This is a genomic window from Rhodopseudomonas rhenobacensis, from assembly GCF_014203125.1.
GTDB lineage: Bacteria > Pseudomonadota > Alphaproteobacteria > Rhizobiales > Xanthobacteraceae > Rhodopseudomonas_A > Rhodopseudomonas_A rhenobacensis.
In genome coordinates this window covers 263,585-286,613 of the sequence record NZ_JACHIH010000004.1, presented here as the reverse complement: position 1 = coordinate 286,613, position 23,029 = coordinate 263,585, and the positions used below count along the sequence as shown (strand labels likewise).

At 65.8% G+C, this 23,029-nt stretch carries 23 protein-coding genes; 11 read left to right on the top strand and 12 right to left on the bottom strand.

What is annotated here, in order from left to right; genetic code table 11:
- The 5 genes from HNR60_RS06350 to topA all read right to left on the bottom strand — a co-directional run.
- On the bottom strand, nucleotides 1–329 hold a 329-nt coding region (locus HNR60_RS06350), incomplete at its 3' end, for a transposase (protein WP_246432828.1).
- A gap of 230 nt (nucleotides 330–559) precedes the next feature.
- On the bottom strand, nucleotides 560–1,285 hold the full coding sequence (locus HNR60_RS06345; protein WP_184255482.1) for an NUDIX hydrolase: 726 nt from the start codon (nucleotides 1,283–1,285) through the stop codon (nucleotides 560–562).
- 31 nt (nucleotides 1,286–1,316) lie between these two features.
- Complete coding sequence (locus tag HNR60_RS06340; RefSeq protein ID WP_184255479.1) at nucleotides 1,317–1,766, bottom strand: DUF983 domain-containing protein; 450 nt, start codon at nucleotides 1,764–1,766, stop codon at nucleotides 1,317–1,319.
- A gap of 3 nt (nucleotides 1,767–1,769) precedes the next feature.
- Nucleotides 1,770–4,139: a ribonuclease R gene (gene rnr, locus HNR60_RS06335; RefSeq protein ID WP_184255477.1), complete on the bottom strand. Its 2,370-nt coding sequence runs from the start codon at nucleotides 4,137–4,139 to the stop codon at nucleotides 1,770–1,772.
- A gap of 4 nt (nucleotides 4,140–4,143) precedes the next feature.
- A complete protein-coding gene (gene topA, locus HNR60_RS06330) occupies nucleotides 4,144–6,912 on the bottom strand; it encodes a type I DNA topoisomerase (protein ID WP_184255475.1) in 2,769 nt (922 codons plus the stop codon).
- A gap of 231 nt (nucleotides 6,913–7,143) precedes the next feature.
- On the opposite strand from topA, the gene HNR60_RS06325 reads away from it, so the two are divergent.
- Together HNR60_RS06325 and HNR60_RS06320 are read left to right on the top strand one after the other, a co-directional pair.
- Complete coding sequence (locus HNR60_RS06325; protein ID WP_184255474.1) at nucleotides 7,144–7,371, top strand: hypothetical protein; 228 nt, start codon at nucleotides 7,144–7,146, stop codon at nucleotides 7,369–7,371.
- A gap of 247 nt (nucleotides 7,372–7,618) precedes the next feature.
- Nucleotides 7,619–7,777: a hypothetical protein gene (locus tag HNR60_RS06320; protein WP_184255472.1), complete on the top strand. Its 159-nt coding sequence runs from the start codon at nucleotides 7,619–7,621 to the stop codon at nucleotides 7,775–7,777.
- Nucleotides 7,778–7,870: 93 nt separating this feature from the next.
- Here the strand turns inward: HNR60_RS06320 and HNR60_RS06315 are convergent, their stop codons facing one another.
- On the bottom strand, nucleotides 7,871–8,479 hold the full coding sequence (locus HNR60_RS06315; RefSeq protein WP_184255470.1) for an FMN-dependent NADH-azoreductase: 609 nt from the start codon (nucleotides 8,477–8,479) through the stop codon (nucleotides 7,871–7,873).
- Nucleotides 8,480–8,554: 75 nt separating this feature from the next.
- Between HNR60_RS06315 and HNR60_RS06310 the strand changes: the two genes are divergently transcribed.
- Entirely contained in the window at nucleotides 8,555–8,965 is a 411-nt protein-coding gene (locus HNR60_RS06310) for a winged helix-turn-helix transcriptional regulator (RefSeq protein WP_210313285.1), read from the top strand.
- 1 nt (nucleotide 8,966) lies between these two features.
- Here HNR60_RS06310 and dprA read toward each other — a convergent pair whose 3' ends face one another.
- The gene (dprA, locus tag HNR60_RS06305; protein WP_184255466.1) at nucleotides 8,967–10,088 is read right to left on the bottom strand and encodes a DNA-processing protein DprA; all 1,122 of its coding nucleotides are present in this window, start codon (nucleotides 10,086–10,088) and stop codon (nucleotides 8,967–8,969) included.
- A 143-nt stretch (nucleotides 10,089–10,231) separates the two neighbouring features.
- Here dprA and HNR60_RS06300 point away from each other — a divergent pair, with 143 nt between their 5' ends.
- Nucleotides 10,232–10,768 carry a hypothetical protein gene (locus HNR60_RS06300; RefSeq protein WP_184255464.1) on the top strand — a complete coding sequence of 179 codons (537 nt, stop codon included), beginning with the start codon at nucleotides 10,232–10,234 and terminating at the stop codon, nucleotides 10,766–10,768.
- A 298-nt stretch (nucleotides 10,769–11,066) separates the two neighbouring features.
- Here the strand turns inward: HNR60_RS06300 and plsY are convergent, their stop codons facing one another.
- Genes plsY through HNR60_RS06285 form a run of 3 tightly spaced genes read right to left on the bottom strand, consistent with a single transcriptional unit; the run spans nucleotide 11,067 to nucleotide 13,946 of the window.
- Nucleotides 11,067–11,657, bottom strand: coding sequence for a glycerol-3-phosphate 1-O-acyltransferase PlsY (gene plsY, locus HNR60_RS06295; protein WP_184255462.1), 591 nt, complete (start codon nucleotides 11,655–11,657; stop codon nucleotides 11,067–11,069).
- Between the two features lie 29 nt (nucleotides 11,658–11,686).
- Entirely contained in the window at nucleotides 11,687–12,988 is a 1,302-nt protein-coding gene (locus HNR60_RS06290) for a dihydroorotase (protein ID WP_184255460.1), read from the bottom strand.
- Nucleotides 12,989–12,992: 4 nt separating this feature from the next.
- Nucleotides 12,993–13,946 carry an aspartate carbamoyltransferase catalytic subunit gene (locus tag HNR60_RS06285; RefSeq protein WP_184255458.1) on the bottom strand — a complete coding sequence of 318 codons (954 nt, stop codon included), beginning with the start codon at nucleotides 13,944–13,946 and terminating at the stop codon, nucleotides 12,993–12,995.
- Nucleotides 13,947–14,059: 113 nt separating this feature from the next.
- On the opposite strand from HNR60_RS06285, the gene HNR60_RS06280 reads away from it, so the two are divergent.
- From HNR60_RS06280 to HNR60_RS06270, 3 genes are all read left to right on the top strand, one after another.
- Nucleotides 14,060–14,839 carry a M15 family metallopeptidase gene (locus tag HNR60_RS06280; RefSeq protein ID WP_184255456.1) on the top strand — a complete coding sequence of 260 codons (780 nt, stop codon included), beginning with the start codon at nucleotides 14,060–14,062 and terminating at the stop codon, nucleotides 14,837–14,839.
- A gap of 64 nt (nucleotides 14,840–14,903) precedes the next feature.
- On the top strand, nucleotides 14,904–16,553 hold the full coding sequence (locus HNR60_RS06275) for an isovaleryl-CoA dehydrogenase (RefSeq protein ID WP_184255454.1): 1,650 nt from the start codon (nucleotides 14,904–14,906) through the stop codon (nucleotides 16,551–16,553).
- 115 nt (nucleotides 16,554–16,668) lie between these two features.
- The gene (locus HNR60_RS06270; RefSeq protein WP_347339311.1) at nucleotides 16,669–17,049 is read left to right on the top strand and encodes a host attachment family protein; all 381 of its coding nucleotides are present in this window, start codon (nucleotides 16,669–16,671) and stop codon (nucleotides 17,047–17,049) included.
- A gap of 1 nt (nucleotide 17,050) precedes the next feature.
- On the opposite strand, the gene HNR60_RS06265 is transcribed toward HNR60_RS06270, so the two are convergent.
- Both HNR60_RS06265 and ruvX read right to left on the bottom strand, forming a co-directional pair.
- Nucleotides 17,051–17,977, bottom strand: coding sequence for an AEC family transporter (locus HNR60_RS06265; RefSeq protein WP_184255444.1), 927 nt, complete (start codon nucleotides 17,975–17,977; stop codon nucleotides 17,051–17,053).
- A 2-nt stretch (nucleotides 17,978–17,979) separates the two neighbouring features.
- Entirely contained in the window at nucleotides 17,980–18,468 is a 489-nt protein-coding gene (ruvX, locus tag HNR60_RS06260) for a Holliday junction resolvase RuvX (RefSeq protein ID WP_184255442.1), read from the bottom strand.
- 308 nt (nucleotides 18,469–18,776) lie between these two features.
- On the opposite strand from ruvX, the gene HNR60_RS06255 reads away from it, so the two are divergent.
- The 4 genes from HNR60_RS06255 to HNR60_RS06240 all read left to right on the top strand — a co-directional run bounded on the left by HNR60_RS06255 (nucleotide 18,777) and on the right by HNR60_RS06240 (nucleotide 23,014).
- Nucleotides 18,777–20,756: an oleate hydratase gene (locus HNR60_RS06255; RefSeq protein WP_184255440.1), complete on the top strand. Its 1,980-nt coding sequence runs from the start codon at nucleotides 18,777–18,779 to the stop codon at nucleotides 20,754–20,756.
- A gap of 66 nt (nucleotides 20,757–20,822) precedes the next feature.
- Nucleotides 20,823–21,431 (top strand): TetR/AcrR family transcriptional regulator, encoded by a 609-nt coding sequence (locus HNR60_RS06250; RefSeq protein ID WP_184255438.1) that lies wholly within the window; start codon nucleotides 20,823–20,825, stop codon nucleotides 21,429–21,431.
- Nucleotides 21,432–21,564: 133 nt separating this feature from the next.
- A complete protein-coding gene (locus HNR60_RS06245; RefSeq protein WP_184255436.1) occupies nucleotides 21,565–21,801 on the top strand; it encodes a hypothetical protein in 237 nt (78 codons plus the stop codon).
- A 97-nt stretch (nucleotides 21,802–21,898) separates the two neighbouring features.
- On the top strand, nucleotides 21,899–23,014 hold the full coding sequence (locus HNR60_RS06240) for an NAD(P)H-dependent flavin oxidoreductase (protein WP_184255434.1): 1,116 nt from the start codon (nucleotides 21,899–21,901) through the stop codon (nucleotides 23,012–23,014).
- Nucleotides 23,015–23,029: the final 15 nt, after the last annotated feature.

Genomic DNA, 23,029 nt, shown 5'->3' with positions numbered 1-23,029 from the left:
CGGCTCAGCGAGGAGCGGTCGAACGGCAGCTCGTGGCGGAACACCACCTCGCCGCAGAAGAACTGGAAATACGGGTTCTCCACCCAACGCGCGCACAGCACCTCGTCGCTCAAATTGTGCATGTGCTTGAGGATCAACAGGCCGGCGATCAGCCGGGTCGGCAATGGCGGCTGGCCCGGCCCCGGCCGATACACCGCGCCAAACCGCGTGGCCAGGAAATCCCAGTCGATCTCTGCCGCCAGCCGCACCAACGGATGCCCGAGATCGATGATCTCTTCCAGCGCCGGCCGGAACATCTCGGCCTGACGATCGTCGCGCGGCTTGCTCATCGCCCCCTCCATGCCAGCAAAACGCCGCCCAAAGGAATCACAAACCGCCCAAAATGAGAATCCCAAAACGCAGGAAAACCGCGGTCAACCCACCGCTTTCCTGCAAAATCGAAGACTTGCACGAACTCGATTAACCCGAAAAATCAGGCGCTTCCGAATTGTTCACGGACGACTCCTGGCGCGGATGACGCGCCGCCGCGCCGGTCTCGGCGACGATGTCGCCTGACCGTTCAGCCGAGCCGGTCCATCTGCATCCGGCCGCGGCTGTGATGAAAGAACGGCACCGCTGCGTCGTGGCGCAGCGGACCGGCGGCGAGGCGGCGTTGCAGTTCGCCGAGCACCTGCTTGGTCATCTGGTGCAATCCGGCGAGCGGCGTGGCGCCGATCTCGACCCACACCAGCTCCACCAGCTCTGCCTCGGGGTGGATCACCCCCTCGACGCGGTGCGCAATCGCCGAGGCGTCGGCGGTGAAGAAGCGGGTATCGAACCGCCGCACCCGGCCGGGCGGGGTGATGGCGCGGGCGATCAGGAACAGTCCCGATGGATCAGGCAGCAGTCCGGCTTCCGCGAACGGCGCCCATGGCCCGGCCAGTGCCGCGGCCCCATCGGCCTTGCGGCCGAGGCAGAGCCCGGTCTCCTCGCAGGCCTCGCGGATCGCCGCCACCGCCAGCGCCCGGGCCCGCGCCGGGCTGATCGCGGGGCGGCCCTGCAACAGTTTGGCTTCGAGTTCGGAAGGAATCGGCGCCGCCACCGGAATGCGATAATCGGTCTTGTCGACGCGGCCGCCGGGAAACACGAATTTGCCCGGCATGAACACCACATTGGCGTTGCGCCGGCCGACCAGCACTTTCGGGATCGCGCCGGAGCGATCGATCAGCATCAGGGTCGCGGCGTCTCTCGGGCGAAAATAGGGATGCTGATCGGCTTCGATCTCGACGCTGTCCGTGTCGCTCATGCCGTCTCCGCTGCGCTCGCAGCGGTTTTAGCTAGACCGCGGGGATATCGCCAGAGGGATTGTCGTCGAAGCCGTGCATCCGGAACGCCCATTGCAGCCCGACCACCGCTCCCTTCACCGGCTGCAGCAAACCGAGCGACAGCGCTAGCGTCACGGGCAGATAGATCGCCAGCTGCAGCGGCACTGCGGGGGAATAATTGGTCTCGATCCACAGCACGATCGGCACCACCAGATGGCCGACGATGACGATCACCAGATAGGCCGGCAAATCGTCGGCGCGGTGCGGGGTGAAGTCCTGTTGGCATTCCGAGCAATGATCGTCGACCTTGAGGAAGGCGCGGAACAGCTTGCCTTCGCCGCAGCGCGGGCAGCGGCCGAAAAAGCCACGCTTCATCGCGGTGAACACGTTGCGCTTTTCCGGCGCAATGACCTCCGCGCTCCAGCGTTGGACGGGGCGCGCCACGGTGTTGTCGATGCTCATCGATCAGCCCTTCTTCGGCTTGCCGGGTTTCCTGCCTTTGGCGTTGTCTTTCTTGATCTTGGTCTTGCGGTCCACCTTCGGCGACTTGGTCTTCTTATCTTTCTTGGCCTTGCCCGGGCTGCGTCCAGGATGGGCCTTGCTGCGCGGTTCCGACGTCGCAGCCCCACGAGAGCGAATATGGGGACGCGGGCGTCCGCCCGCAACAACGCCGCCGTCGCCCAACAGTTCAAACCGCAGCGCACCGGCGACCGGAGCGGCTTCCACCAAGCGCACGTCGACCACGTCGCCGAGCCGATACATCGTGCCCGAGCGCGTTCCGATCAGCGCGTGGCGGGTTTCGTCGTAGTTGAAGTATTCGCTGCCGATGGTGCGGATCGGGATCAGCCCGTCGGCGCCGGTGTCGGCGAGTTTGACGAACAGACCGGCGCGGGTGACGCCGGAGATCCGGCCCTGGAACGAGGCGCCGATGCGGTCGGCGAGGAAATGCGCGATCAGCCGGTCGGTGGTTTCGCGTTCCGCCTTCATGGCGCGACGTTCGGTGACCGAGATCTGCGCCGCGACTTCGGCGAGCGTCTCCACGGTCTCGGTCTCGGGCAGCGCGCCGTCGCCGAGATTGAGCGCACGGATCAGCGCGCGATGCACCACAAGATCGGCGTAGCGGCGGATCGGCGAGGTGAAATGCGCGTAGCGGCGCAAGTTCAAGCCGAAATGGCCGTAGTTCTCCGAGGCGTATTCGGCTTGCGCCTGCGAGCGCAGCACCACCTCGTTGACCAGAGGCTCGGCGTCGTGGCCTTTGACCTGCGCCAGCACGCGGTTGAACAGCGCAGGCCGCAGTGCGCCCTGCTTGGCGAACGGCAGATCGAGGGTCTTGAGGAATTCGACGAGGTTGTGCACCTTCTCGAGACTGGGCTCATCGTGCACGCGGTAGATCAGCGGCAGCGCCTTCTTCTCCAGCATCTCGGCTGCGGCGACGTTGGCGAGGATCATGAATTCCTCGATCAACTTGTGCGCGTCGAGCCGCTCCGGCACGATGACGCGGTCGACGGTGCCGTCCTGCTTGAGCAGGATCTTGCGCTCCGGCAGATCGAGATCCAAAGGATCGCGCTCGTCGCGGCCGCGCTTCACCACCGCGTAGGCGTCGTACAGTGGCTGCAGGATCGGCTTGAGCAAGGGGCCCGTCGTATCGTCGGGGCGGCCGTCGATCGCGGCCTGCGCCTGCGCGTAGCTCAGCTTCGCCGCCGAGCGCATCAGGATGCGGTGGAACGAGTGCGAATGCTTGCGGCCGTCGTTGCCGATCACGATGCGGACGGCCAGCGCGCCGCGCGCTTCGCCCGGCTTCAGCGAACACAGATCGTTGGAGATCCGCTCCGGCAGCATCGGCACCACGCGGTCGGGGAAGTACACCGAATTGCCGCGGACAAGTGCGTCGCGATCGAGCGCCGATTGCGGCCGCACGTAGTAGGCGACGTCGGCGATCGCGACGTGGAGGATGTAGCCGCCCTTGTTGTTCGGATCAGGGTCTGGCTCGGCGTGCACCGCGTCGTCGTGGTCCTTGGCGTCCGGCGGATCGATGGTGATCAGCGGCAGCTCGCGCCAGTCCTCGCGGCCTTTCAGCGTCGCGGGCTTGGCGGCCTCGGCTTCGCTGATCGCGGCTGCGGAAAACTCCTGCGGGATCTCGTGGGAGTGGATCGCGATCAGGCTGACCGCTTTCTCGGTGGCGAGCGATCCCAAGCGCTCTTTCACCTTGCCCGACGCAAGGCCGTAGCCGCGGGTGCGGATCGGATCGACGCTGACCAGATCGCCGTCCTGCGCGCCGCCGGCGTCGGATGCGGCGATGTTGAACTCGCGGCCGACCTGTTTCTTGTCGACCGGAATCAGCCGACCGCCGCCGCCCGGCAGCGCGCGGAAGATGCCGAGGATGCGGGCCTTGGTGTGATCGACGACTTTGATGACGCGGGCGCGATAGGCCTCCGCACCGGGCTCGACGCGCAGCAGCGCGCGATCGCCGATGCCGGCCGCGGTGCCGGGCGCAGCGCGGCGCGGCACATGGATGCGGATCTTCGGCGGCTCGCCGCTCTGTTCGTCCCACTCGGTCGGCGTGGCGATCAGTTCGCCATCGGCGTCGCGCGCGGTGATGTCGGCCATCAGCGTCGGCGGCAGCGCCTCCGGCTCGGCCACGGTCTTGCCGCGACGCTTGATGGTGCCGGCGTCGGCGAGGTCGCGCAGCACCCTCTTCAGCTCGACGCGGTCCTCGTTCTTCAGGCCGAACGCGCGGGCGATTTCGCGGGTGCCGACCTTGCCCGGCTGGGCGCGGATGAACGCGACGAGGTCGTCGCGATCGGGAAAGCTGGGGACGCGCTTTTTCGTGCTCACATGATCAGCCGTTGGCTTTGCCCGCGGATTTCTTTGCCGCCGGCTTCGCGGGCTTCTTGGCGGCGGCGGTCTTGGTCGAGCTCTTGGCTTTCGCCGGCGCGCGCGCCGCGCTGGCGGCGGCGCCGTCGGCCTTCGGCTTGGTCACCGATTTCTTCGCCGCGGCTTTCTTGGCGGGTTTTTTCTTCTCGGCCGCTGCGTCGGTGTCGGGTTTGGCGACTTTCTTGGCGGGCGCTTTCTTCGCGGCTTTCTTCGGCTTGCCGCCGCCCTTGGCGGCGCGCTCGTCGATCAGCGCGATGGCTTCCGGCAGGGTGATGCTTTCCTGCGTCTTGTCGCTCGGAATCGTGGCGTTGACGCCGCCGGCGGTGACGTAAGCGCCATAGCGGCCGCCCTTCACCGCGACGGTGCCGAGCGAGGGATGCTCGCCGAGCGGCTTGCCGGGATCGGCGCCGAAGCGTCGCTTGCTCGGGCCTTTGAGAATCTTCTCGGCGATCAGCGTCACCGCGCGGTTCAACCCGATGTCGAACACCTCGTCGCCGGCCTCCAGGCTGGCATAGGTCTTTTCATGCTGCACATAGGGCCCGAACCGGCCGATGCCGGCCTTGATCGGCTCGCCGGTCTCCGGATGCTTGCCGACTTCGCGCGGCAGCGACAACAGCTTCAGCGCCAGCTCGAGCTCCATGTCGCCGGGCGAGGAGTTCTTCGGAATCCCGGCGCGTTTCGGCTTCTCGCCTTCGGCGTAATCCTTGGCGTCGCCGAGCTGGATATAGGGACCGAACCGGCCGGCCTTCACCGCGACTTCGAGGCCGGACACCGGGTCCTTGCCGAGAATGCGGTCGCCGTCGCCGCCGCCATCTGCGGCCAAGGGGCGGGTGTAGCGGCATTCCGGATAGTTGCTGCAGCCGACGAAGGCGCCGAATTTGCCGGCCTTGAGGTTCAATTTGCCGGTGCCGCAGCTCGGGCACTGCCGCGGATCGCCGCCGTCGTCGCGCGGCGCGTAGATGTGCGAGCCGAGCATGTCGTCGAGCGCGTCCAGCACCTGGGCGACGCGCAGATCCTTGATGTCGTTGACCGCGCCGATGAAGTCGGTCCAGAAATCGCGCAGCACCTGTTGCCAGGAAATCTCGTTGTTCGAGATCCGGTCGAGGTTTTCTTCCAGCGCCGCGGTGAAGTCGTATTCGACGTAGCGGGCGAAGAAGTTCTCCAGGAACGCGACCACGACGCGGCCCTTGTCCTCGGCATGCAGCCGCTTCTTCTCGAGCTTGACGTAGCCGCGATCCTTCAACACCTGCAGGATCGACGCGTAGGTCGAGGGCCGGCCGATGCCGAGCTCTTCCATCCGCTTCACCAAGGAGGCTTCGGAGAAACGCGGCGGCGGCTCGGTGAAATGTTGGGTGACGGCGAGGTCCTTGCGCTTGAGGTCTTCACCCTGGTTGATGATCGGCAGCCGGCGGGAATCCTCGTCGTCGCCGTCGTCGTCGCGGCCTTCCTGATAGACCGCGAGGAAGCCGTCGAACTTCACCACCTGGCCGGTGGCGCGCAGTTCCAGCACGCGCGAGCCAGCCTTGGCGGCGATTTCCACGGTGGTGCGTTCCAACTCGGCGGATTCCATTTGGCTCGCGATGGTGCGGATCCAGATCAGCTCGTAGAGCCGGATTTGGTCGTTGTCGAGCCGGGCACGCAGGGCGGACGGGCGACGCGACAGGTCGGTCGGCCGGATCGCTTCATGGGCTTCCTGGGCGTTCTTCGCCTTGGCGGTGTATTGCCGCGGCGCATCCGGAACATATTGCTTGCCGTAGTCCTCGCCGATCACCTGGCGGGCCTGGGTGATGGCGGAGGAGTCGATCTGCACGCCGTCGGTACGCATATAAGTAATGAGGCCGGTGGTCTCGCCGCCGATGTCGATGCCCTCATACAACCGTTGCGCGATCCGCATGGTGTGCGCCGGGGCGAAGCCGAGCTTGCGGCTGGCTTCCTGCTGCAGCGTGGACGTTGTGAACGGCGCGTAGGGGTTGCGCCGCGCCGGCTTGGCTTCGACGCTGGCGACGTTGAAAAGCGCCGCCTCGATCGCCTTTTTGAAATCCTCGGCTTCGGCGCCGGTGCCGATGTCGAGCCGCTGGATCTTCTTGCCGTCGGCGCCGGTGAGCCGGGCTTCGAAGCTCTCGCCGCGCGGCGTGGTCAAGGTCGCAACCAGCGACCAATATTCCCGCGGCACGAATTTCTCGATCTCGAGTTCGCGGTCGCAGACCAGCCGCAGCGCCACCGATTGCACACGGCCGGCGGAGCGGGCACCAGGCAGTTTTCGCCACAGCACCGGAGAGAGGGTGAAGCCGACCAGATAGTCCAGCGCGCGGCGCGCCATATAGGCGTCGACCAGCGCGCCGTCGATCTGGCGCGGGTTCTTCATCGCTTCGGTCACCGCCTGTTTGGTGATGGCGTTGAACACCACGCGCTCGATGGTGTGGTCCTTGATCGCGCGCTTCTCCTTCAACACCTCCAGCACGTGCCAGGAGATCGCTTCCCCCTCGCGATCAGGGTCGGTTGCGAGGATCAGCTTGTCGGCGCCCTTCAGCGCCTTGGCGATGTCGTTGAGCCGGCCGGCGGCCTTGGGATCGATCTCCCAGATCATCTGGAAATTGGCGTCGGGATCCACCGAGCCATTCTTCGCCGGAAGGTCGCGGACGTGCCCGAACGAGGCCAGCACCTCGTAGGAACTGCCCAGATATTTGTTGATCGTCTTGGCCTTCGCAGGCGACTCGACAATGACGATATTCATGTCATTCCAGGTGTTTACAGGGATTTCTGCGGTCTGATTCCGCGAGAGTCGCGCCGACCGGTTGGGGGCGAACATGGGTGCAGCGGACCGCGCTGTCAAATCGCCGCGAGCCGGGGCATGAACTTATGGGTGAATCGATCAAATTTATACACTCTAGGTTGCACACGTATAAGTAGCAGGTTTATAAGATGCTCGCGGAACCAGTGTGGCTTCCGGCAAGAGGAATGACCCATGGCCTCCAGCGGCGGAAGCGATCGCCTGCCATCTCGTCCCCGAAGCGGTGATGGCGGCCCGGACGAGGCCGCGCATTATCTGGCCACGGCGGTCGGTGAGCTGGCCCGGCTGGCGCGCCGCCACCAGCTCGACATGCTGGGGTACCTGTTGGAAATGGCGCATCTGGAGGCGACCGAACTGGTGCGGCAGCGCCGCCGGCATAATGGCGGTGAGCATCCTCGATAGCGCCGAGCGGCTGCGTTGCGATGGACGGGTGCGTGCGCCACGGACGGGTCCGGTTGGTCGCTTCGCTGCACTGCGAAATCAGAGTACAGCCGTGCTGCGCGCGCATATCCTTGTGGCTTGCACTCGGCCGGCGCCGGCGTTACCTGCGGTATTATCAGCAATCAGCCATCGAGCTGAACCAAGCGGCACAAGCGCCGCGGATTTCCATTGGGCGGAAGCGCGACCAGGACGCACAATGGAGACTGATATGTCACACACCGCTCGTCCCGCCCTGACCCGCAGCGTCGCCAAGGCGATCGCGCATGACCGCGACGAATTGCTGCCGCTGGCGCTGTTCTGCGGCAGCGGCCTGTTGATTTCGGTGATGCTGCTGATCGCCGAGAAGCTGATGTTCGCCGCCGGCTAGAACTCTACCGGCCGCCGCCGGTTTTGGCGGCGGCTTCGATAAGCCTGTATGACTCGCCGCCGCCGCCTGGCCGCGGAGGCGGCGTTTGTCAGCTCAGGCCGCCTGCAGGGTGGTGACAGCCGCCAGCGCCGATGCGATCGCCTTTTCGCGATGTTCCGGGCTGAATTTGATGCCGTCCGCCGCGATGATCTCCGGCGCGGTAATCCCGATGAACCCGAACACGAAGCGCAGATAGCTTTCCAGATGCTCGCCGACCGCCATCGGCGTGTCGGGGCCGTAGAAGCCGCCCCGCGATATTGCGATGATCACCCGCTTGCCGCCCGCCAGACCTTGTACGGCGCCGCCGCTGTAACTGAACGTCTTTCTGGCCACCAGGATGCGGTCGATCCAGGCCTTGAGCTGGGTCGGAATGGTGAAGTTGTACATCGGCGCCCCGATCACCACGATGTCGGCAGCCAGAAATTCCTCCAGCACGTGCTGTCCGGCGGCCAAATCGTCCTGCAGCTCGGGCGCAGCCGGCGCGCCCTGGGCGACGGCCAGATGCGCGCCGGACAGATGCGCGAGCGGGCTATCGTCGAGGTCGCGATAGGTGACCTCCAGCCCGGGGCTGGCCTCGCGCAGCCGGGCGACGATGGCGGCGGAGACCTGGCGGCTCACCGAATGCGGCCCGAGCACGCTGGAATCGATATGGAGCAGTTTCATCGGCGTCATCCTTGGTATAGGTTTGTAACTGACGCACTATGAGTGACTGAAAGAACCGCACAAGAAGGCACTATTTTGAAACTCGAGCACAGCGATCTGCCTGGGCACAGCGATGTAACCGCGTCGCCCGACGCGCTTCACAACGACTGCCGCGGCGTTGCCACGGTGCTGTCGCGGGTCGGCGACAAATGGAGCGTGCTGGTGATCATGATGCTGGGCGAGCGGCCGCGGCGCTTCAACGAACTGAAGCGGATGATCGGCGGCATCTCGCAACGGATGCTGACGCTGACCTTGCGCGGGCTGGAGCGCGACGGCCTGGTCACCCGCACGGTGTTTCCGACCGTGCCGCCGCGCGTCGACTACGAACTCACCGATCTGGGCCGCGGCCTCAGCACGACGGTCAAGGAGCTCGGCGAATGGGCCAAGCAGCATCTGCCCGATATCGAGGCGGCCCGGCAGAGCTTCGACCGCCGTTCGGCCGAGTAGTTCAGATCAGCGACACCAGCCCGCCGCCGTGCCGCTCCAGCCGGCCGGCAAGCTCCAATTCCAACAGCACGGTGCGCGCCACTGCCGGTGAGACGTTGGCGAGCCGCACCAGATCGTCGAGGCCGATCTGGCTCGGGCCGAGCAGAGCGGTGACGCGGGCGCGGTCGTCCCAGCCGGGCTCGTCGATCGCGGCGGGTTCGTCGGGCTCGCGGCTCGGCAATTCGATCGGCCGCTCCTGGATCGGTGCCACCGCGTTGACGATATCGGCGGCCTCGGTGATCAGCTGGGCGCCTTGCTTGATCAGGTCGTTGGTGCCGGCGGCGCGCGGATCGAGCGGCGAGCCCGGCACCGCGAACACTTCGCGGCCCTGTTCGGCGGCGATCCGGGCGGTGATCAGCGAGCCCGAGCGATACGCCGCCTCGATCACCGCGACGCCGAGCGCCACGCCGGAGATCAGCCGGTTGCGGCGCGGAAAATCCCGCGCCCGCGGCACGTGGCCGAGCGGCATTTCCGAAATTGCAGCCCCACCCTGGTCGAGGATCGCGGCCAGCAACTCATCGTGCTCAGGCGGATAGACCTTGTCGTGACCGCCGGCCAGCGCCGCCAGCGTGCCGCTGCCAAGACTGGCGCGATGCGCCGCCTGATCGATGCCGCGGGCCAGCCCCGAGGCGATCACGAAGCCGGCGTTGCCGAGCTCGCGGGCCAGTTGGCCTGCGAACTTCAACCCCGCGCCGGATGCGTTGCGGGAGCCGACGATGGCGATCATCGGCCGCATCAGGGCGTCCGCCGCGCCGCGGATGCCGAGCAGCGGCGGCGCGTCGTCGATCAGGGCGAGTCGTGGCGGATAGCCGATTTCGCCCGGCGCCACCAGGCTGACGCCCAGCCGCTTGCTGGCGGTGAGTTCGAGGTGGGCCTCATGCTCGCTGACGATGCGGCCGGGACGGGCGGCGCCGCCGCGCCGCGCCAGATCCGGCAGCCGCTCCAGCGCGGCGCGCGCCGAGCCGAAGTGATTGATCAGCGAACGAAAGGTGCGCGGCCCGACATTGTCGGAACGGATCAGCCGCAGCCAATCCAGCCGCTGCGCGTCGGTCAAGCGAGTCGTCTGGTTGTCGGCAGCGTCCACGGCAGGTCCCCCACCGGAAACATTGCGCAACTTTTAGCTGTATGCAATCTTCCGGGCAGACTTCACGATGCGTCAGTCCGGCGATGCCCCCGGGTTTCGAGTACCTATTTTGTGCTTATATGAGGGGGCATAAGGGTCGTTCCATGGTTACCGCCGCCCATAGTTTCGAACATATCTTCACCGCAGCGCCGTCGGTCGACTTTGCCGCGCTGCTTGTCGGCGACGATGTGAAGCGGCTTGAGAAGGCCGTTGATCAGTTCGAAATCGCCGCCGCTACATGGCGCGCGAACGCGATCTCGAGGCTCTCAAATCTGGAGCGGTTTCCGGTTGTCTCAGGACAAGCCGTTGGCGAACCATTAGCCCCCTCAGGAGTGGGGGCCCTCTCTGCAGCCATGAAAGCTGTGGAAGAAGGAATCGAAGCATTCAGCAAACCGCTGCACAGCAATTCAGGCGTCGCGCAGAAAATTGAACAGATTGCCAAGCTGTCGGCGAGCACCGGGAGGTTTGTGAGGAAATTATTGCGCAGAATTGAGAAGATCCGAGTGGCGCAACATGCCGCTCACGTCGATATCTATTACGGCCTACTGGCCTTGCATTCCGAGCTCGAACAAACAAAACCGACAGAGTCGTTTAGCGATCCAGAAAAACTAGGGGCATTTCTCCGCAGCCAACTTGCGTAGTGCCTATGCGCGTAAGGCCAACTGGAGCATTCCTGCGTTCGCTTAAGCGTCTCTCAAAATCGGATGCCGAAGATGCGACTTCGGCACTTGAGCGTTTCCTCGTGGACCCACAGCAGAAATCTCTCAACTTTGAGCGAGTGAAGAGCCGAAAAGGCTATTTTACCATCCGGGCAAACTACTCGATAAGGGTGCTGCTTCGGCAAGTCGCCCCGCAGGAATTCGAAATTGTTGCAGTGGGCAATCACGACTACATCTACGAACGCTATTTCTGAAGCCTGCTCGAACGGTCCTACGGCTCCTACTTCTTCTCGCCGATCTTGCCTTCCGTCCCCGCCATCAGCCGCTTGATATTGTCGCGGTGCATCCAGAACAACAGCAGAGTCAAGATCGCGAACAGCGACGCCATTTGCAGGTGGCCGAACCACCACAGGAAAATCGGGGTGATGAAGGCGGCGACCAGCGCCGACAGCGATGAGTAGCGCGCGGTGAAGGCGGTGGCGAGCCACAGCACGCAGAACACGATCGCGCCGGGCCAGAACAGCCCGAGCAGCACGCCGATATAGACCGCGACGCCTTTGCCGCCCTTGAATTTCAGCCACACCGGAAACAGGTGGCCGAGGAAGGCGCCGAGCGCGGCCAGCATCGCCGCCTCCGGACCGCCGAACGCGCCGGCGATCAGCACCGCGACGGTGCCTTTCAAGGCGTCGCCGAGCAGGGTGGCGGCGGCGAGGCCCTTGCGGCCGGTGCGCAGCACGTTGGTGGCGCCGATATTGCCGGAGCCGATCGAACGCAGATCCTGGGTGCCGGCGAGCCGGGTGAGGATCAGCCCGAACGGGATCGAGCCGAGCAGGTAGCCGATCAGCAGCGCGGCGATGTCAATCAGGATCATCGGTGTTCACCTTTGGGTGTGCGGCGCGCTCAGACGTGTTCGTACACGGTGCGGCCGGCGACGATGGTGCGGGCGACGCGTCCGGTGAATTTGGCCGCGTCGAACGGGGTGTTCTTGCACTTCGATTTCAGTTCGTTGGGATCGACCACCCAGGGCACGTCGGCGTCGATCACGATGATGTCGGCGGGGCTACCGGCGCGCAGCGTGCCGCCGGGCAGGCCGAGCAATTCCGCAGGCTTGGTCGACATCGCCCGGATCAGCGTCAGGTAATCCAGTTCGCCGGCGTGGATCAGCCGCAGGCCCGCGGGCAGCATGGTCTCGAGGCCGATGGCGCCGGCGGCGGCCTCGGCGAACGGCAGCCGCTTCACCTCGACGTCCTGCGGATTGTGGTCGGACATGATGACGTCGATAAGACCCGACGCGACCGCGGCGACCAGCGCCCGGCGGTCGTCCTCGCTGCGCAGCGGCGGCGACAGTTTCAGGAACGAGCGATAGGGGCCGATGTCGTTTTCGTTCAGCGTCAGATGGTTGATCGAGACCGAGGCGGTGACCCTGAGCCCGGCGTCGCGTGCGCGGCGCAGGATGTCGATGGATTCCACGCAAGTGATCGAGGCGGCGTGGTAGCGGCCGCCGGTCAAGGCGACGAGGCGCATGTCGCGCTCCAGCACCACCGCTTCGGCGATGTTAGGCACCCCGATCAGCCCGAGCCGCGAGGCGAGTTCGCCCTCGTTCATCACGCCTTCGCCGACCAGATTGGGGTCTTCGGTGTGATGCACGATCAGCGCGTCGAAGTCGCGCGCATAGGTCAGCGCGCGGCGCATCACCTGGGCGTCCATCACGCTTCTGACGCCATCGGTGAAGGCGACTGCGCCGGCGGCTTTCAGCAGCCCGATCTCGGTCATCTCGTGGCCGGCAAGATCCTTGGTCAGCGCCGCCATCGGATGGATGTTGACGATCGCGGTATCGCGGGCGCGCCGCAGCACGAAGTCCACGGTGGCGGAATTGTCGATCGCCGGCGAGGTGTCGGGCTGGCAGATGATGGTGGTGATGCCGCCGGCGGCGGCGGCCTGGCTCGCCGAGGCGAAGGTCTCGCGGTGGCCGGCGCCGGGCTCGCCGACGAAGGCGCGCATGTCGATCAGGCCGGGCGCCACGATCTTGCCGGCGCAATTGATGATGTCGGTGCCTTCCGGCACGCCGGCGGCGCCGATGCCGCGGCGCGCCTCGCGAATGGTGCCGTCGGCGATCAGCACGTCGCCGATGCCGTCGTGGTCGCGCGAGGGATCGATCAGGCGGGCGTTGGCGAGCAGGATCGGGCGGCGGTCTGTCAGCATGTCATTACGCATTGGGCAAATTGCGCGCGAGCGCTTCCAGCACGGCCATGCGGACCGCTACGCCCATCTCGACTTGTTCGCGGATCAGGGATTGCGCGCCGTCGGCGACGATGGAGTCGATCTCCACGCCGCGGTTCATCGGCCCCGGATGCATCACCAGCGCGTCCGGCTTGGCGTAGCCGAGCTTCTTCTGGTCGAGGCCGAAATATTGGAAATATTCCTGCGAGGAGGGCACGAACGAGCCGTTCATGCGCTCGCGCTGCAATCGCAACATCATCACGATGTCGGCGCCGTTGAGGCCCTCGCGCATGTCGCGCGCCACCTCGACGCCCATCCGCTCGATGCCGGGCGGCAGCAGCGTCGACGGCGCCACCACGCGGACCCGGGCGCCCATGAGATTCAGCAGCAGGATGTTGGAGCGGGCGACGCGCGAATGCATCACGTCGCCGCAAATCGCGATGGTCAGGCCTTCCAGCCGGCCCTTGTTGCGGCGGATGGTCAGCGCGTCGAGCAGCGCCTGCGTCGGATGTTCGTGGGCGCCATCGCCGGCGTTGACCACCGATCCGTCGACCTTGCGCGCCAACAGTTCCACCGCGCCCGAGGCGTGATGCCGCACCACCAACAGGTCGGGGTGCATCGCGTTCAGCGTCACCGCGGTGTCGACCAAAGTCTCGCCCTTGCGCATCGAGGACGACGCCACCGACATGTTCATGACGTCGGCGCCGAGCCGTTTACCGGCGATCTCGAACGAGGACTGCGTCCGGGTCGAGGCCTCGAAGAACAGATTGACCTGGGTGCGGCCGCGCAAACTGGTGCGCTTTTTGTCGATCTGGCGGTTCAGCTCGACATATTCTTCGGAAAGGTCGAGCAGGCCGGTGATATCGGCGGCGGAAAGTCCCTCGATGCCCAGCAGATGCCGGTGCGCAAGGACGAAGCTGGATTTCGGTGCAGGGGTCATTAAAGCGAGAGCTATAGGCAGAGACCCCAGAGGGGGCAAGCGCGATTTGCGCGGCTTCGAGTTTTCCCCCGGTCAGTCAGGCATCGGGATTTTGAGCCGGCCGAGCGCAATTGATGGAAAGGCGTGTCGTGAGCAAATTGACGCGGATTGGAGTGGGACTGCTTGCAGCCATCGCCGCGGTTCCGGCGGTGGCGCAGCCGCTGCCGGGCGACTTCGTCTTCTTGCGCGAGGTCGATCCCAGCATTCAGCAGGACATCCGCTATGCCGGGGCGAACAATTTCATGGGCCGGCGGATCGAGGGCTATGACGGCGCCGAATGCATCGTCAAGCGCGCGGTTGGTTTGGCGTTGCGCGAGGTGCAGCGTGGTCTGCGGGCGCAAAATCTGTCGCTGAAAATGCTGGACTGCTACCGCCCGGCGCGAGCCTCGCGCGACATGGTGGCGTGGGCGCAGGACGGCCGCGAGACAGCCGCCGAGCGTCGCTACAATCCGGGCTTCTCCAAGCAGGAGTTGTTTCGGCTGGGCTACATCGCCGAGCGTTCCGGGCACTCCACCGGCGCCGCGGTCGATCTGACGCTGGTCGATCTTGCCGCACCGCGCGGGCCGGCGTTCGATCCCGGCAAAGCCTATGCGGATTGCACCGCGCCGGCGGCGCTACGCGCGCCGGAAGCCAGCGTCGACATGGGCACCGGCTATGATTGCTCCGATGCCAAGGCGCACACCGCGTCGCGCGCGATCTCGCCGCAGCAACGCCGTTGGCGCGAGACCCTGAACGCGGCGATGTCGCGACAGGGCTTCGTCAACTACGCCAAGGAATGGTGGCATTTTTCGCGGCCCGGGATGAGCGGACTTTCGGCGTATGATTTTCCGGTGCCGCGGCATCGCGGGGACTAGACGGCCGCGCCGGGAGCGTGACAGATCAGCTTCGCTACCAATAAGAAACGCCAGGCAGGAAATGATGGCCATGACCAGCTTCGCCACCCATGACGTCTACAATCAGTCACCGCCGTTCGAGGACGTCGATCTCTACGCGCTCGACCGGCCGCTTGCCGATGCCGTGGCGGCAAATGGTGGGGCATCGGCTACTGCGGAGTTGTCGGAGTTCGGTCGCGAATGGGGCTCGGCCGAGATGGCGGCGCGCGGCCGGCTCGCCAACGAGAACACGCCGAAGCTGAAAAGCTTCGACGCCCGCGGCGTGCGGCGCGACGAGGTCGAGTTTCATCCGGCCTATCACGAGGTGATGGCGGCCAGCATGCGCGCCGGCCTGCACAACTCGACCTGGACGGCCGAGGGCAAGCCCGCCGGCGGCGCCTCCGAAGTGATCCGCGCGGCGAAGTTCTACATGGCGGCGCCGGTGGAGTCCGGGCATCTGTGCCCGATCACCATGACCCGCGCCGCGGTCGGCGCGCTCGCCGCGCAGCCCGATCTGCTGCAGCAGCTGATGCCGGTGCTCGCGACGCGTAGTTACGATGCGAGCTTCAAGCCGTGGCACGAGAAGCGCGGCATGACGCTCGGCATGGGGATGACCGAGAAGCAGGGCGGCACCGACGTGCGCTCCAACTCGACGCGCGCCGAGCGCGACGGCGACGCCTATCGGCTGGTCGGCCACAAATGGTTCATGTCGGCGCCGATGAGCGACGCCTTCCTGGTGCTGGCGCAGGCCGAGGGCGGATTGACCTGCTTCTTCACACCGCGCTTTACGCCCGACGGTTCGGTCAACGCGCTGCATTTCCAGCGGCTGAAGGACAAGCTCGGCAATCGTTCCAACGCCTCCTCCGAGGTCGAGTTCACCGGCGCTTACGCGCAGCGCGTCGGCGGCGAGGGCCGCGGCATCCGCACCATCATCGAGATGGTGCAGTTGACCCGGCAGGACTGCGCGATCTCGTCGGTCGGCTTCATGCGCGCCGGCTTGGCGCAGGCGCTGCATCACGCGCGGCATCGCAGCGTATTCCAGAAGCGGCTCGCCGATCAGCCGCTGATGCAGGCGGTGCTCGCCGACATGGCGCTGCAGGTCGAGGCCTCGGTGGCGCTGGTGATGCGGCTGTGCGCCGCGTTCGATCGCGCCGGCAGCGACGAGGTCGCCGCGGCCTGGATGCGGCTGCTGACGCCGGCGATCAAATACTGGATCTGCAAGAGCGCGCCGCCGTTCATTTATGAGGCGATGGAGTGCCTCGGCGGCAACGGCTACGTCGAGGAGGGTGTCTTGGCGCGGCTCTACCGCGAGGCGCCGGTCAACGCGATCTGGGAAGGCTCCGGCAATGTGATGTGCCTCGACGTGCTGCGCGCATTGTCGCGGGAGCCGGATCTCGCCGCCGTCGTGCTGCAGAATCTGGTGGAGGAAACCCGCGGCCTTTCGGGCGCGCAGCAGGCGGCCGCCTTCATCGCAAAGACTTTCCAGCGCCCGGACGGCGAACGCGTCGCAAGATTGTCGGTGGAGATGCTGGCGAAGCTCGCCGCCGCTGCCGCCTTGAACGGCGTGAACCCCGCGCACGCCGAGCTTTTTGCTGCGACGCGGCTATCGCCGTCGCACGGCGCCATGTACGGCGCGGTCGATTTGGACGCCGCGCAGGCGCGCCGGCTGTTGGAGCGGGCGTTGCCGGTCGCGTAGGCGGCGTCGGGTCGCAGCGGCGGAACGAAACGCGCGGTGAGCGATTGGTGCTGCGCCTGACTGACGGGCCCTTCCGACATTGGAGAATTCGAGGCTACTTCCCCAGGGAACAATCGTGGCTGTGGCCGACGGCGAGAAGTTCAATCTGTTTCAAAACACCGGCGACGAGGCCAATCCGGCGCTGACCGCGCTGCCGGAGACCGACGTCGAAAGCGCAAACAAGGGATCAGGCTCGAACCATCAGAATAGCTCGTCCAACCCGGACCAGAGCCAGGCCGCCGAGGACGGCTTTGCCGGCGGCATCGCCGATCTGCTCAATAAGCGGGTGCTGGACGGCAAGATCGCCGATCTGGTGATCATCGCCGCACCTCGCACGCTCGGCGAATTGCGCAAGAGCTATCACAAGAAGCTGTCCGAGGTGCTGCGCGGCGAGATCTCCAAGGACCTCACCGGCCATCCGCTGCAGGACATCGAAAAGACCATCGCGGCGGCGTAACTCACGCCACCAGCGCGATGAACAGGGGCATGGTGAACACCGCGAGGCTGGTCTGCAGGGTGAGTATCTGCGCCAGCAGCGGTGCGTCACCGCCCATCTGCCGCGCCAGCACGTAGCCGTTCGAGGCGCTCGGCACCGAGGCGCAGCACGCCACCACCGCGAGGTTGGTGCCGGACAGGCCGAACGCGAGCCCGAAACCGATCGCGATCAACGGCATCACCGCCAGTTTCAGCGCCACCGTAATCAGCGCCGCCGGCTGCGGCCGGCGCAGCCCGTCGAGCTGCAATCCGGCGCCCACCACCAACAGCCCCAGCGCCAGCGAGCAGCGCCCGAGCGCGTCGGCGAACTCATGCAGCGGCCGCGGGATCGGAAGGCCCACGAGATTGATCGCGAGCCCGAGCACGCACGCCCAGATCAACGGATTGCGCGCGATGGTCAACAGGATGGTCGGCCACGGCAGCCGCATCGGCGCGGCGTAATGCGCCAGCACGCCGACGCTGAACACGTTGAGCAGCGGGATCATCGCCACCATCGCCACCGAGGCCAGCGTGATGCCGACGTCGTCATAGAGATTGCCGGCGACCGAGAGCGCGACGAAGGTCTGCCATCTGGTCGCGCCTTGAAACACCGAGGAGAACGCTGGCCCGTCGACGCCAAGCCGCGACGCCAGCAATGGCCGCAGCAAGAGGCATAGCGTCGACATCGCGACCACCGCCAGCAACAGCGCGCCGCCGACGCCGGCGACCGGCACCGCCGAGAGGTTAGCCCGCGACAGCGTATCGATCAGCAGCGCGGGAAACAGCACGTAGTAGACCAGCTGCTCGATGCCGCTCCACGGCTTGTCCTCGGTGAGCAGCACCCGCCGCAGCACATGGCCGAGCACGATCAACAGGAAGACAGGCATCAGCGCGCCGAACACCGTCAGCATGGTCAGGTCCGAACGGCTGCGTTGAGCACGGTGAGCCGATCGAGCGCGCCCTGCAGGATGAAGATCGCGGCGTGCTCGTCGATCACCTTCGCGCGCTTGGCGCGGCTGACGTCGTTGGCGATCAATTCCCGCTCCACCGCCGCGGTCGAGAGCCGTTCGTCCCACAGCCCGATCGGCAAGTCGGTGAGTCGGGCGAAATTGCGCGCGAAGGCGCGGGTCGATTGCGCGCGCGGGCCTTCGCTGCCGTCCATGTTGATCGGCAGGCCGAGCACGAAGCCGACCGCGTTGCGCTGCCCGGCGAGCAGCAACAGTCGCGCGGCATTGGCCTTGAACGCAGTGTGGATGATGGTCTCGACGCCGGTGGCGAGCCGGCGATCGGGGTCGGACACCGCAACCCCGATGGTCTTGGTGCCGAGGTCGAGGCCGATCAGCGCGCCGCGGAGGGGCCACAGCGTGGCGGCTTCGATCAGGGGGAGAATGGGAGCGGGCATCGCTTCGCATAGCAGCCCGGGGCCGGGGCGGAAAGCTGATCCCGCAATGGCATCGCGCCGTCGGTCCCGACGTCGCTTTCTTGTAAAACGGCGCGGCAATGACGCCGGGCAGCCAGCGCCCGGTCATCGACGGGTTGGCGGTAAACTTGATGGGCCGCGGTCCCTAACTGAGGGGCAGAGGTGCTATAGCACCTCCCAAGATTCGTCCGCAGGCCGCCATCTTTCGAACGATATCACGTGTCATTTGGATAACAGTTGATATTTCGGCTGCATCCGCCTCAGGATGCCGATCGATGGAAGGAAACCTCATGACCGAACCCACCTCCACGACAATCCGGACGGCTTCCGGCAAGCCCCCGGTCGAGGCCGACGCCACCGCAGGTTTCTGGCGCAAAGGGCCGAGCGATACGCTGCCGCCGCCGGACATGGTGGGGCCGTACATGCGCAACCGTCCCGTGCCGGCGGAGCCGGTGGAGGGCCGCAAGGCCTGGATCATCGGCAGCGGCATCGCCGGGCTGTCGGCTGCGTTCTACTTGATGCGTGACGGCGGCATGAAAGCCGAGGACATCACCATCCTCGACACAATGCAGATCGCCGGCGGCTCGCTCGACGGCGCAGGCAATGCCGACGAGGGCTACATCATCCGCGGCGGCCGCGAGATGAACTTCAACTACGACAATTTCTGGGACGTGTTTCAGGACGTTCCGGCGCTGGAATTGCCCGCGGGCTTTAGCGTTCTCGACGAATACCGGCTGGTCAACGACAACGATCCGAACTGGTCGAAGGCGCGGCTGATGCACAAGCAGGGCCAGATCCGCGATTTCTCGACGCTGGGCCTGAGCAAGCTGCACCAGTGGGAAATCGTCAAGCTGTTGCTCAAGCGCAAGGAAGACCTCGACGACATCACCATCGAGCAATATTTCAGCGAGAGCTTTCTTGAGACCAATTTCTGGTATCTGTGGCGCTCGATGTTCGCCTTCGAAAACTGGCAGAGCCTGCTGGAAATGAAGCTCTACATGCATCGCTTCCTCGATGCGATCGACGGCCTGACCGATCTGTCGGCCTTGGTGTTTCCGAAATACAATCAGTACGACAGCTTCGTGGTGCCGCTGACCCGCATGCTGAAAGAGAAGGGCGTCAAGGTGCAGTTCGGCACCCGCGCCTACGATCTCGCCATGGTCGAGGAGGGCGGCCGTCGCACCGTGACGGCGATCCGCTGCAAGCAGGACGGCAAGGACGACAGCATCGCCGTCGGCCCGAAAGATGTCGTGTTCGCGCTGACCGGCTCGATGACCGAAGGAACGGCCTATGGCGACATCGACACCGCCCCCGTACTGGCCCGCGGCAATGCCGATCCCGGCGAGGACAGCGACTGGATGCTGTGGAAGAATCTCGCCAAGAAATCGCCGGTGTTCGGCAAGCCGGAAAAATTCTACGGCAATGTGGCCGGTTCGATGTGGGAATCGGCGACGCTGACCTGCAAGCCGTCGCCCTTGGTCGACAAGCTGAAAGAACTCTCAGTCAATGATCCCGCGTCCGGCAAGACCGTCACCGGCGGCATCATCACCTTCACCGATTCGAACTGGGTGCTGAGCTTCACCTGCAACCGCCAGCCGCATTTTCCGACCCAGCCCAAGGATGTGCTGGTGCTGTGGGTCTATGCGCTGCTGATGGACAAGGATGGCAACTACGTCAAGAAGCCGATGCCCGCTTGCACAGGGCGCGAGATTTTGGCGGAGCTCTGCTATCACCTCGGCATCGTCGACCAGCTCGACGCGGTTGCGGCCAACACCAAGGTTCGCCTGGCGTTGATGCCCTATATCACCGCGCAGTTCATGCCGCGGGCTGCCGGCGATCGCCCCCGCGTCGTGCCCGAGGGCTGCACCAATCTGGCATTGCTGGGGCAGTTCGTCGAGACCAGCAACGACATCATCTTTACCATGGAGGCCTCGGTGCGCACCGCGCGGATCGGCGTCTATACCTTGCTCGGTCTGCCCAAGCAGGTTGCCGATATCAGCCCGACGCAATACGACATCCGCAACCTGATGAAGGGCGCGCGGGCGTTGAACAACAACGAGCCGTTCCCCGGCGAACGGTTGTTGCATCGGCTGCTCGACAACACCTACTACGCCCACATTCTTCCGCCGCTTCCCGAGCAGGACGACAGCTTGCGCGAGCGGGCCGAAGCCGAATTGTCTGCGTTGCTCGGCAAGGGAAGCCAGGCGCTCGGCGCGGTGTATGGCTGGCTCGACCGATTGCGGGATGGCAGCAGGGACACATCGAAATAACCAAGCAGCGGAAGCAGGCGGCGCGCGCCGCTTGCTTCCGCTCGGGACTTTTCACTGGGACACACCATGCGCAAGACGCGGGAACAGAGCCGGCTTGAAACCCGGGAACGGCTGATCTCCTCGGCCCACGCGGCGATCAGGCGGGAGGGCATCGGCGGCTTGTCGCTGCGCCGGCTGTGCGACGAGGCCGGGTATTCGCAAGGCGCGTTCTACTCGAACTTCGCCAGTCGCGACGATCTGCTGCTGGCGTTGATGGAGCGCCATGTGCTCGCCGAAGTGGAAACGCTGCGGCGGCTCGTCGAGGACACCCACGGCAAGGTGCTGGACGACGTGCTGGAAACGGTGGCGGCGCGCCTTGCCGATCTCGCCAAGGAAACCGAATGGTCGCTGCTGGCGATCGAACTGCAGCTGCATGCGCAGCGCGATGCGCATTTCGCCGACGCCTACAACGCGGCAAAGATCGCCTATCACGCCGAATTCGCCCTGCTGGTCGACGAGATCCTGCGACGCCATCATCTGACGCCGGCCCTGCCGCCGCTGCAGATCGCGATCGGCCTCTACGCGCTGTGGTCGGGGCTCGCCGTTCAGGGCACCGTCCCCGGCGCCGGACCGCGAGACGAAATCTTTCTTGCCTTTCTGCGCGCCATCATCGGCGGATCGCCGTCGCAGCGTTGACGCGGGCGACATCGTTCGCGACGGGAGCGCCGGTGGCCTCGACCATTCCGGCGCAACGGGTTTGAGAATGGCAGGGGAATCTGGCTATTGTCGGCCAGCCGATTCCGTTTCGCAACGCCCTCAAGGACGCGCCATGGATGCCCTGACGCTGTTCGGATTAGTCGCGGTGACCGCGATGCTGGTCTGCTATGCGATGGAAGAGCGCAGCCACTGGTACGTGCTGGGCTTCGCGGTCGCCTGCGGGTTGGGCTCGATCTACGGCTTCCTGCAAGGCGCCTGGCCGTTCGGGCTGGTCGAGGCGATCTGGGCCGGAGTGGCGTTGCGGCGCTGGATGCTGAAGCCGCGGGTCTTGCAGGCCGATCGCGGATAGCCGGCCGGGCTCGCGCCGTGTTAGGCTGGTTCCGGCCCCGGCAACGACGCCCGCGCCTCTCTCCCAGCCGACTCCCTCAGCAAGCGAGCAGACCTGCATGTGGCCGAACCGTCGACTTCTCGAGCTTCTCAACATCGAACTGCCGATCGTGCAGGCGCCGATGGCCGGCGCGCAGGACGCCGACATCATGATCGGCGCGGCCAGTGTCGGCGCGTTGCCGTCGCTGCCCTGCGCGATGCTGTCGGTGGAGAAGATCCGCGAGCAGGTCGGCGTGGTGCGGCAGCGGCTGAACACGCCGATCAATCTGAATTTCTTCTGCCACACCGCGGTCGATGCCGATCCGCAGCGCGAGGCCGGCTGGAAGCAGCGGCTCGCCGCCTATTACCATGAATACGGCGTCGATCCGGCGGCGCCGCTCGCCGCCGCCAACCGCGCGCCGTTCGATGCGGCGATGTGCGCGCTGGTCGAGGAGCTGAGGCCCGAAGTGGTCAGCTTCCATTTCGGGCTGCCCGCGCCAGCATTGCTCGACCGCGTCAAGGCGACCGGCGCCAAGGTGATCGCCTCGGCGACCATCGTGCGCGAGGCGATCTGGCTCGAGGAGCGCGGCGTCGACGCGATCATCGCGCAAGGCGCCGAGGCCGGTGGCCATCGCGGCATGTTTCTGACGCAGTCGATCGCCGAACAGCCGGGACTGTTCGCGCTGTTGCCGCAGCTGGTCGACGCGGTGCATGTTCCAGTGATTGCCGCCGGCGGCATCGCCGATGGCCGCGGGATTGCCGCAGCCTTTGCGTTGGGGGCCGCGGGGGTGCAGATCGGCACCGCTTTTCTGCGCTGCCCGGAATCCAAATTGAGCGCCTTGGCGCGTGCCGCGCTCGGGCGGGCCGGCGACGATTCGACCGTGATCACCAATGTGATGACCGGGCGGCCGGCCCGCGGCATCGTCAATCGGCTGATGCGCGAGATCGGGCCGGTTTCGCCGGATGCGCCATCGTTCCCGCATGCCGCCACCGCCTTGGCGCCGTTGAAGGCGGCCGCGGAACAACAGGGCAAAGTCGACTTCACCAATCTATGGGCCGGGCAGGCGGCGCGGCTCGGCCACGATTTGCCGGCGGCGGAACTGACGCGGGCGCTGGCCGGCGCAGCCTTACTGCGGCTCAGCCAACTCGCCGGGCATGCCTCCCCGGTTGCGGCGCAAAACCCGGCTCTGCTATAGGGCGGGCTGCAATCT

Excerpts from the sequence above, each read along its gene's own strand:
- ruvX (WP_184255442.1), bottom strand. The coding sequence starts at position 18,468 with ATGCCCGCTCCCATTCTCCCCCTGATCGAAGCCGCCACGCTGTGGCCC.
- HNR60_RS06240 (WP_184255434.1), top strand. The coding sequence starts at position 21,899 with ATGTGGCCGAACCGTCGACTTCTCGAGCTTCTCAACATCGAACTGCCG.
- HNR60_RS06280 (WP_184255456.1), top strand. The coding sequence starts at position 14,060 with ATGGAAAGGCGTGTCGTGAGCAAATTGACGCGGATTGGAGTGGGACTG.
- topA (WP_184255475.1), bottom strand. The coding sequence starts at position 6,912 with ATGAATATCGTCATTGTCGAGTCGCCTGCGAAGGCCAAGACGATCAAC.
- HNR60_RS06250 (WP_184255438.1), top strand. The coding sequence starts at position 20,823 with ATGCGCAAGACGCGGGAACAGAGCCGGCTTGAAACCCGGGAACGGCTG.
- HNR60_RS06255 (WP_184255440.1), top strand. The coding sequence starts at position 18,777 with ATGACCGAACCCACCTCCACGACAATCCGGACGGCTTCCGGCAAGCCC.
- HNR60_RS06265 (WP_184255444.1), bottom strand. The coding sequence starts at position 17,977 with ATGCTGACGGTGTTCGGCGCGCTGATGCCTGTCTTCCTGTTGATCGTG.
- HNR60_RS06285 (WP_184255458.1), bottom strand. The coding sequence starts at position 13,946 with ATGACCCCTGCACCGAAATCCAGCTTCGTCCTTGCGCACCGGCATCTG.
- HNR60_RS06300 (WP_184255464.1), top strand. The coding sequence starts at position 10,232 with ATGGTTACCGCCGCCCATAGTTTCGAACATATCTTCACCGCAGCGCCG.
- HNR60_RS06340 (WP_184255479.1), bottom strand. The coding sequence starts at position 1,766 with ATGAGCATCGACAACACCGTGGCGCGCCCCGTCCAACGCTGGAGCGCG.
- HNR60_RS06245 (WP_184255436.1), top strand. The coding sequence starts at position 21,565 with ATGGATGCCCTGACGCTGTTCGGATTAGTCGCGGTGACCGCGATGCTG.
- HNR60_RS06325 (WP_184255474.1), top strand. The coding sequence starts at position 7,144 with ATGGCCTCCAGCGGCGGAAGCGATCGCCTGCCATCTCGTCCCCGAAGC.
- HNR60_RS06320 (WP_184255472.1), top strand. The coding sequence starts at position 7,619 with ATGTCACACACCGCTCGTCCCGCCCTGACCCGCAGCGTCGCCAAGGCG.
- HNR60_RS06315 (WP_184255470.1), bottom strand. The coding sequence starts at position 8,479 with ATGAAACTGCTCCATATCGATTCCAGCGTGCTCGGGCCGCATTCGGTG.
- HNR60_RS06290 (WP_184255460.1), bottom strand. The coding sequence starts at position 12,988 with ATGCTGACAGACCGCCGCCCGATCCTGCTCGCCAACGCCCGCCTGATC.
- HNR60_RS06275 (WP_184255454.1), top strand. The coding sequence starts at position 14,904 with ATGGCCATGACCAGCTTCGCCACCCATGACGTCTACAATCAGTCACCG.
- HNR60_RS06345 (WP_184255482.1), bottom strand. The coding sequence starts at position 1,285 with ATGAGCGACACGGACAGCGTCGAGATCGAAGCCGATCAGCATCCCTAT.
- plsY (WP_184255462.1), bottom strand. The coding sequence starts at position 11,657 with ATGATCCTGATTGACATCGCCGCGCTGCTGATCGGCTACCTGCTCGGC.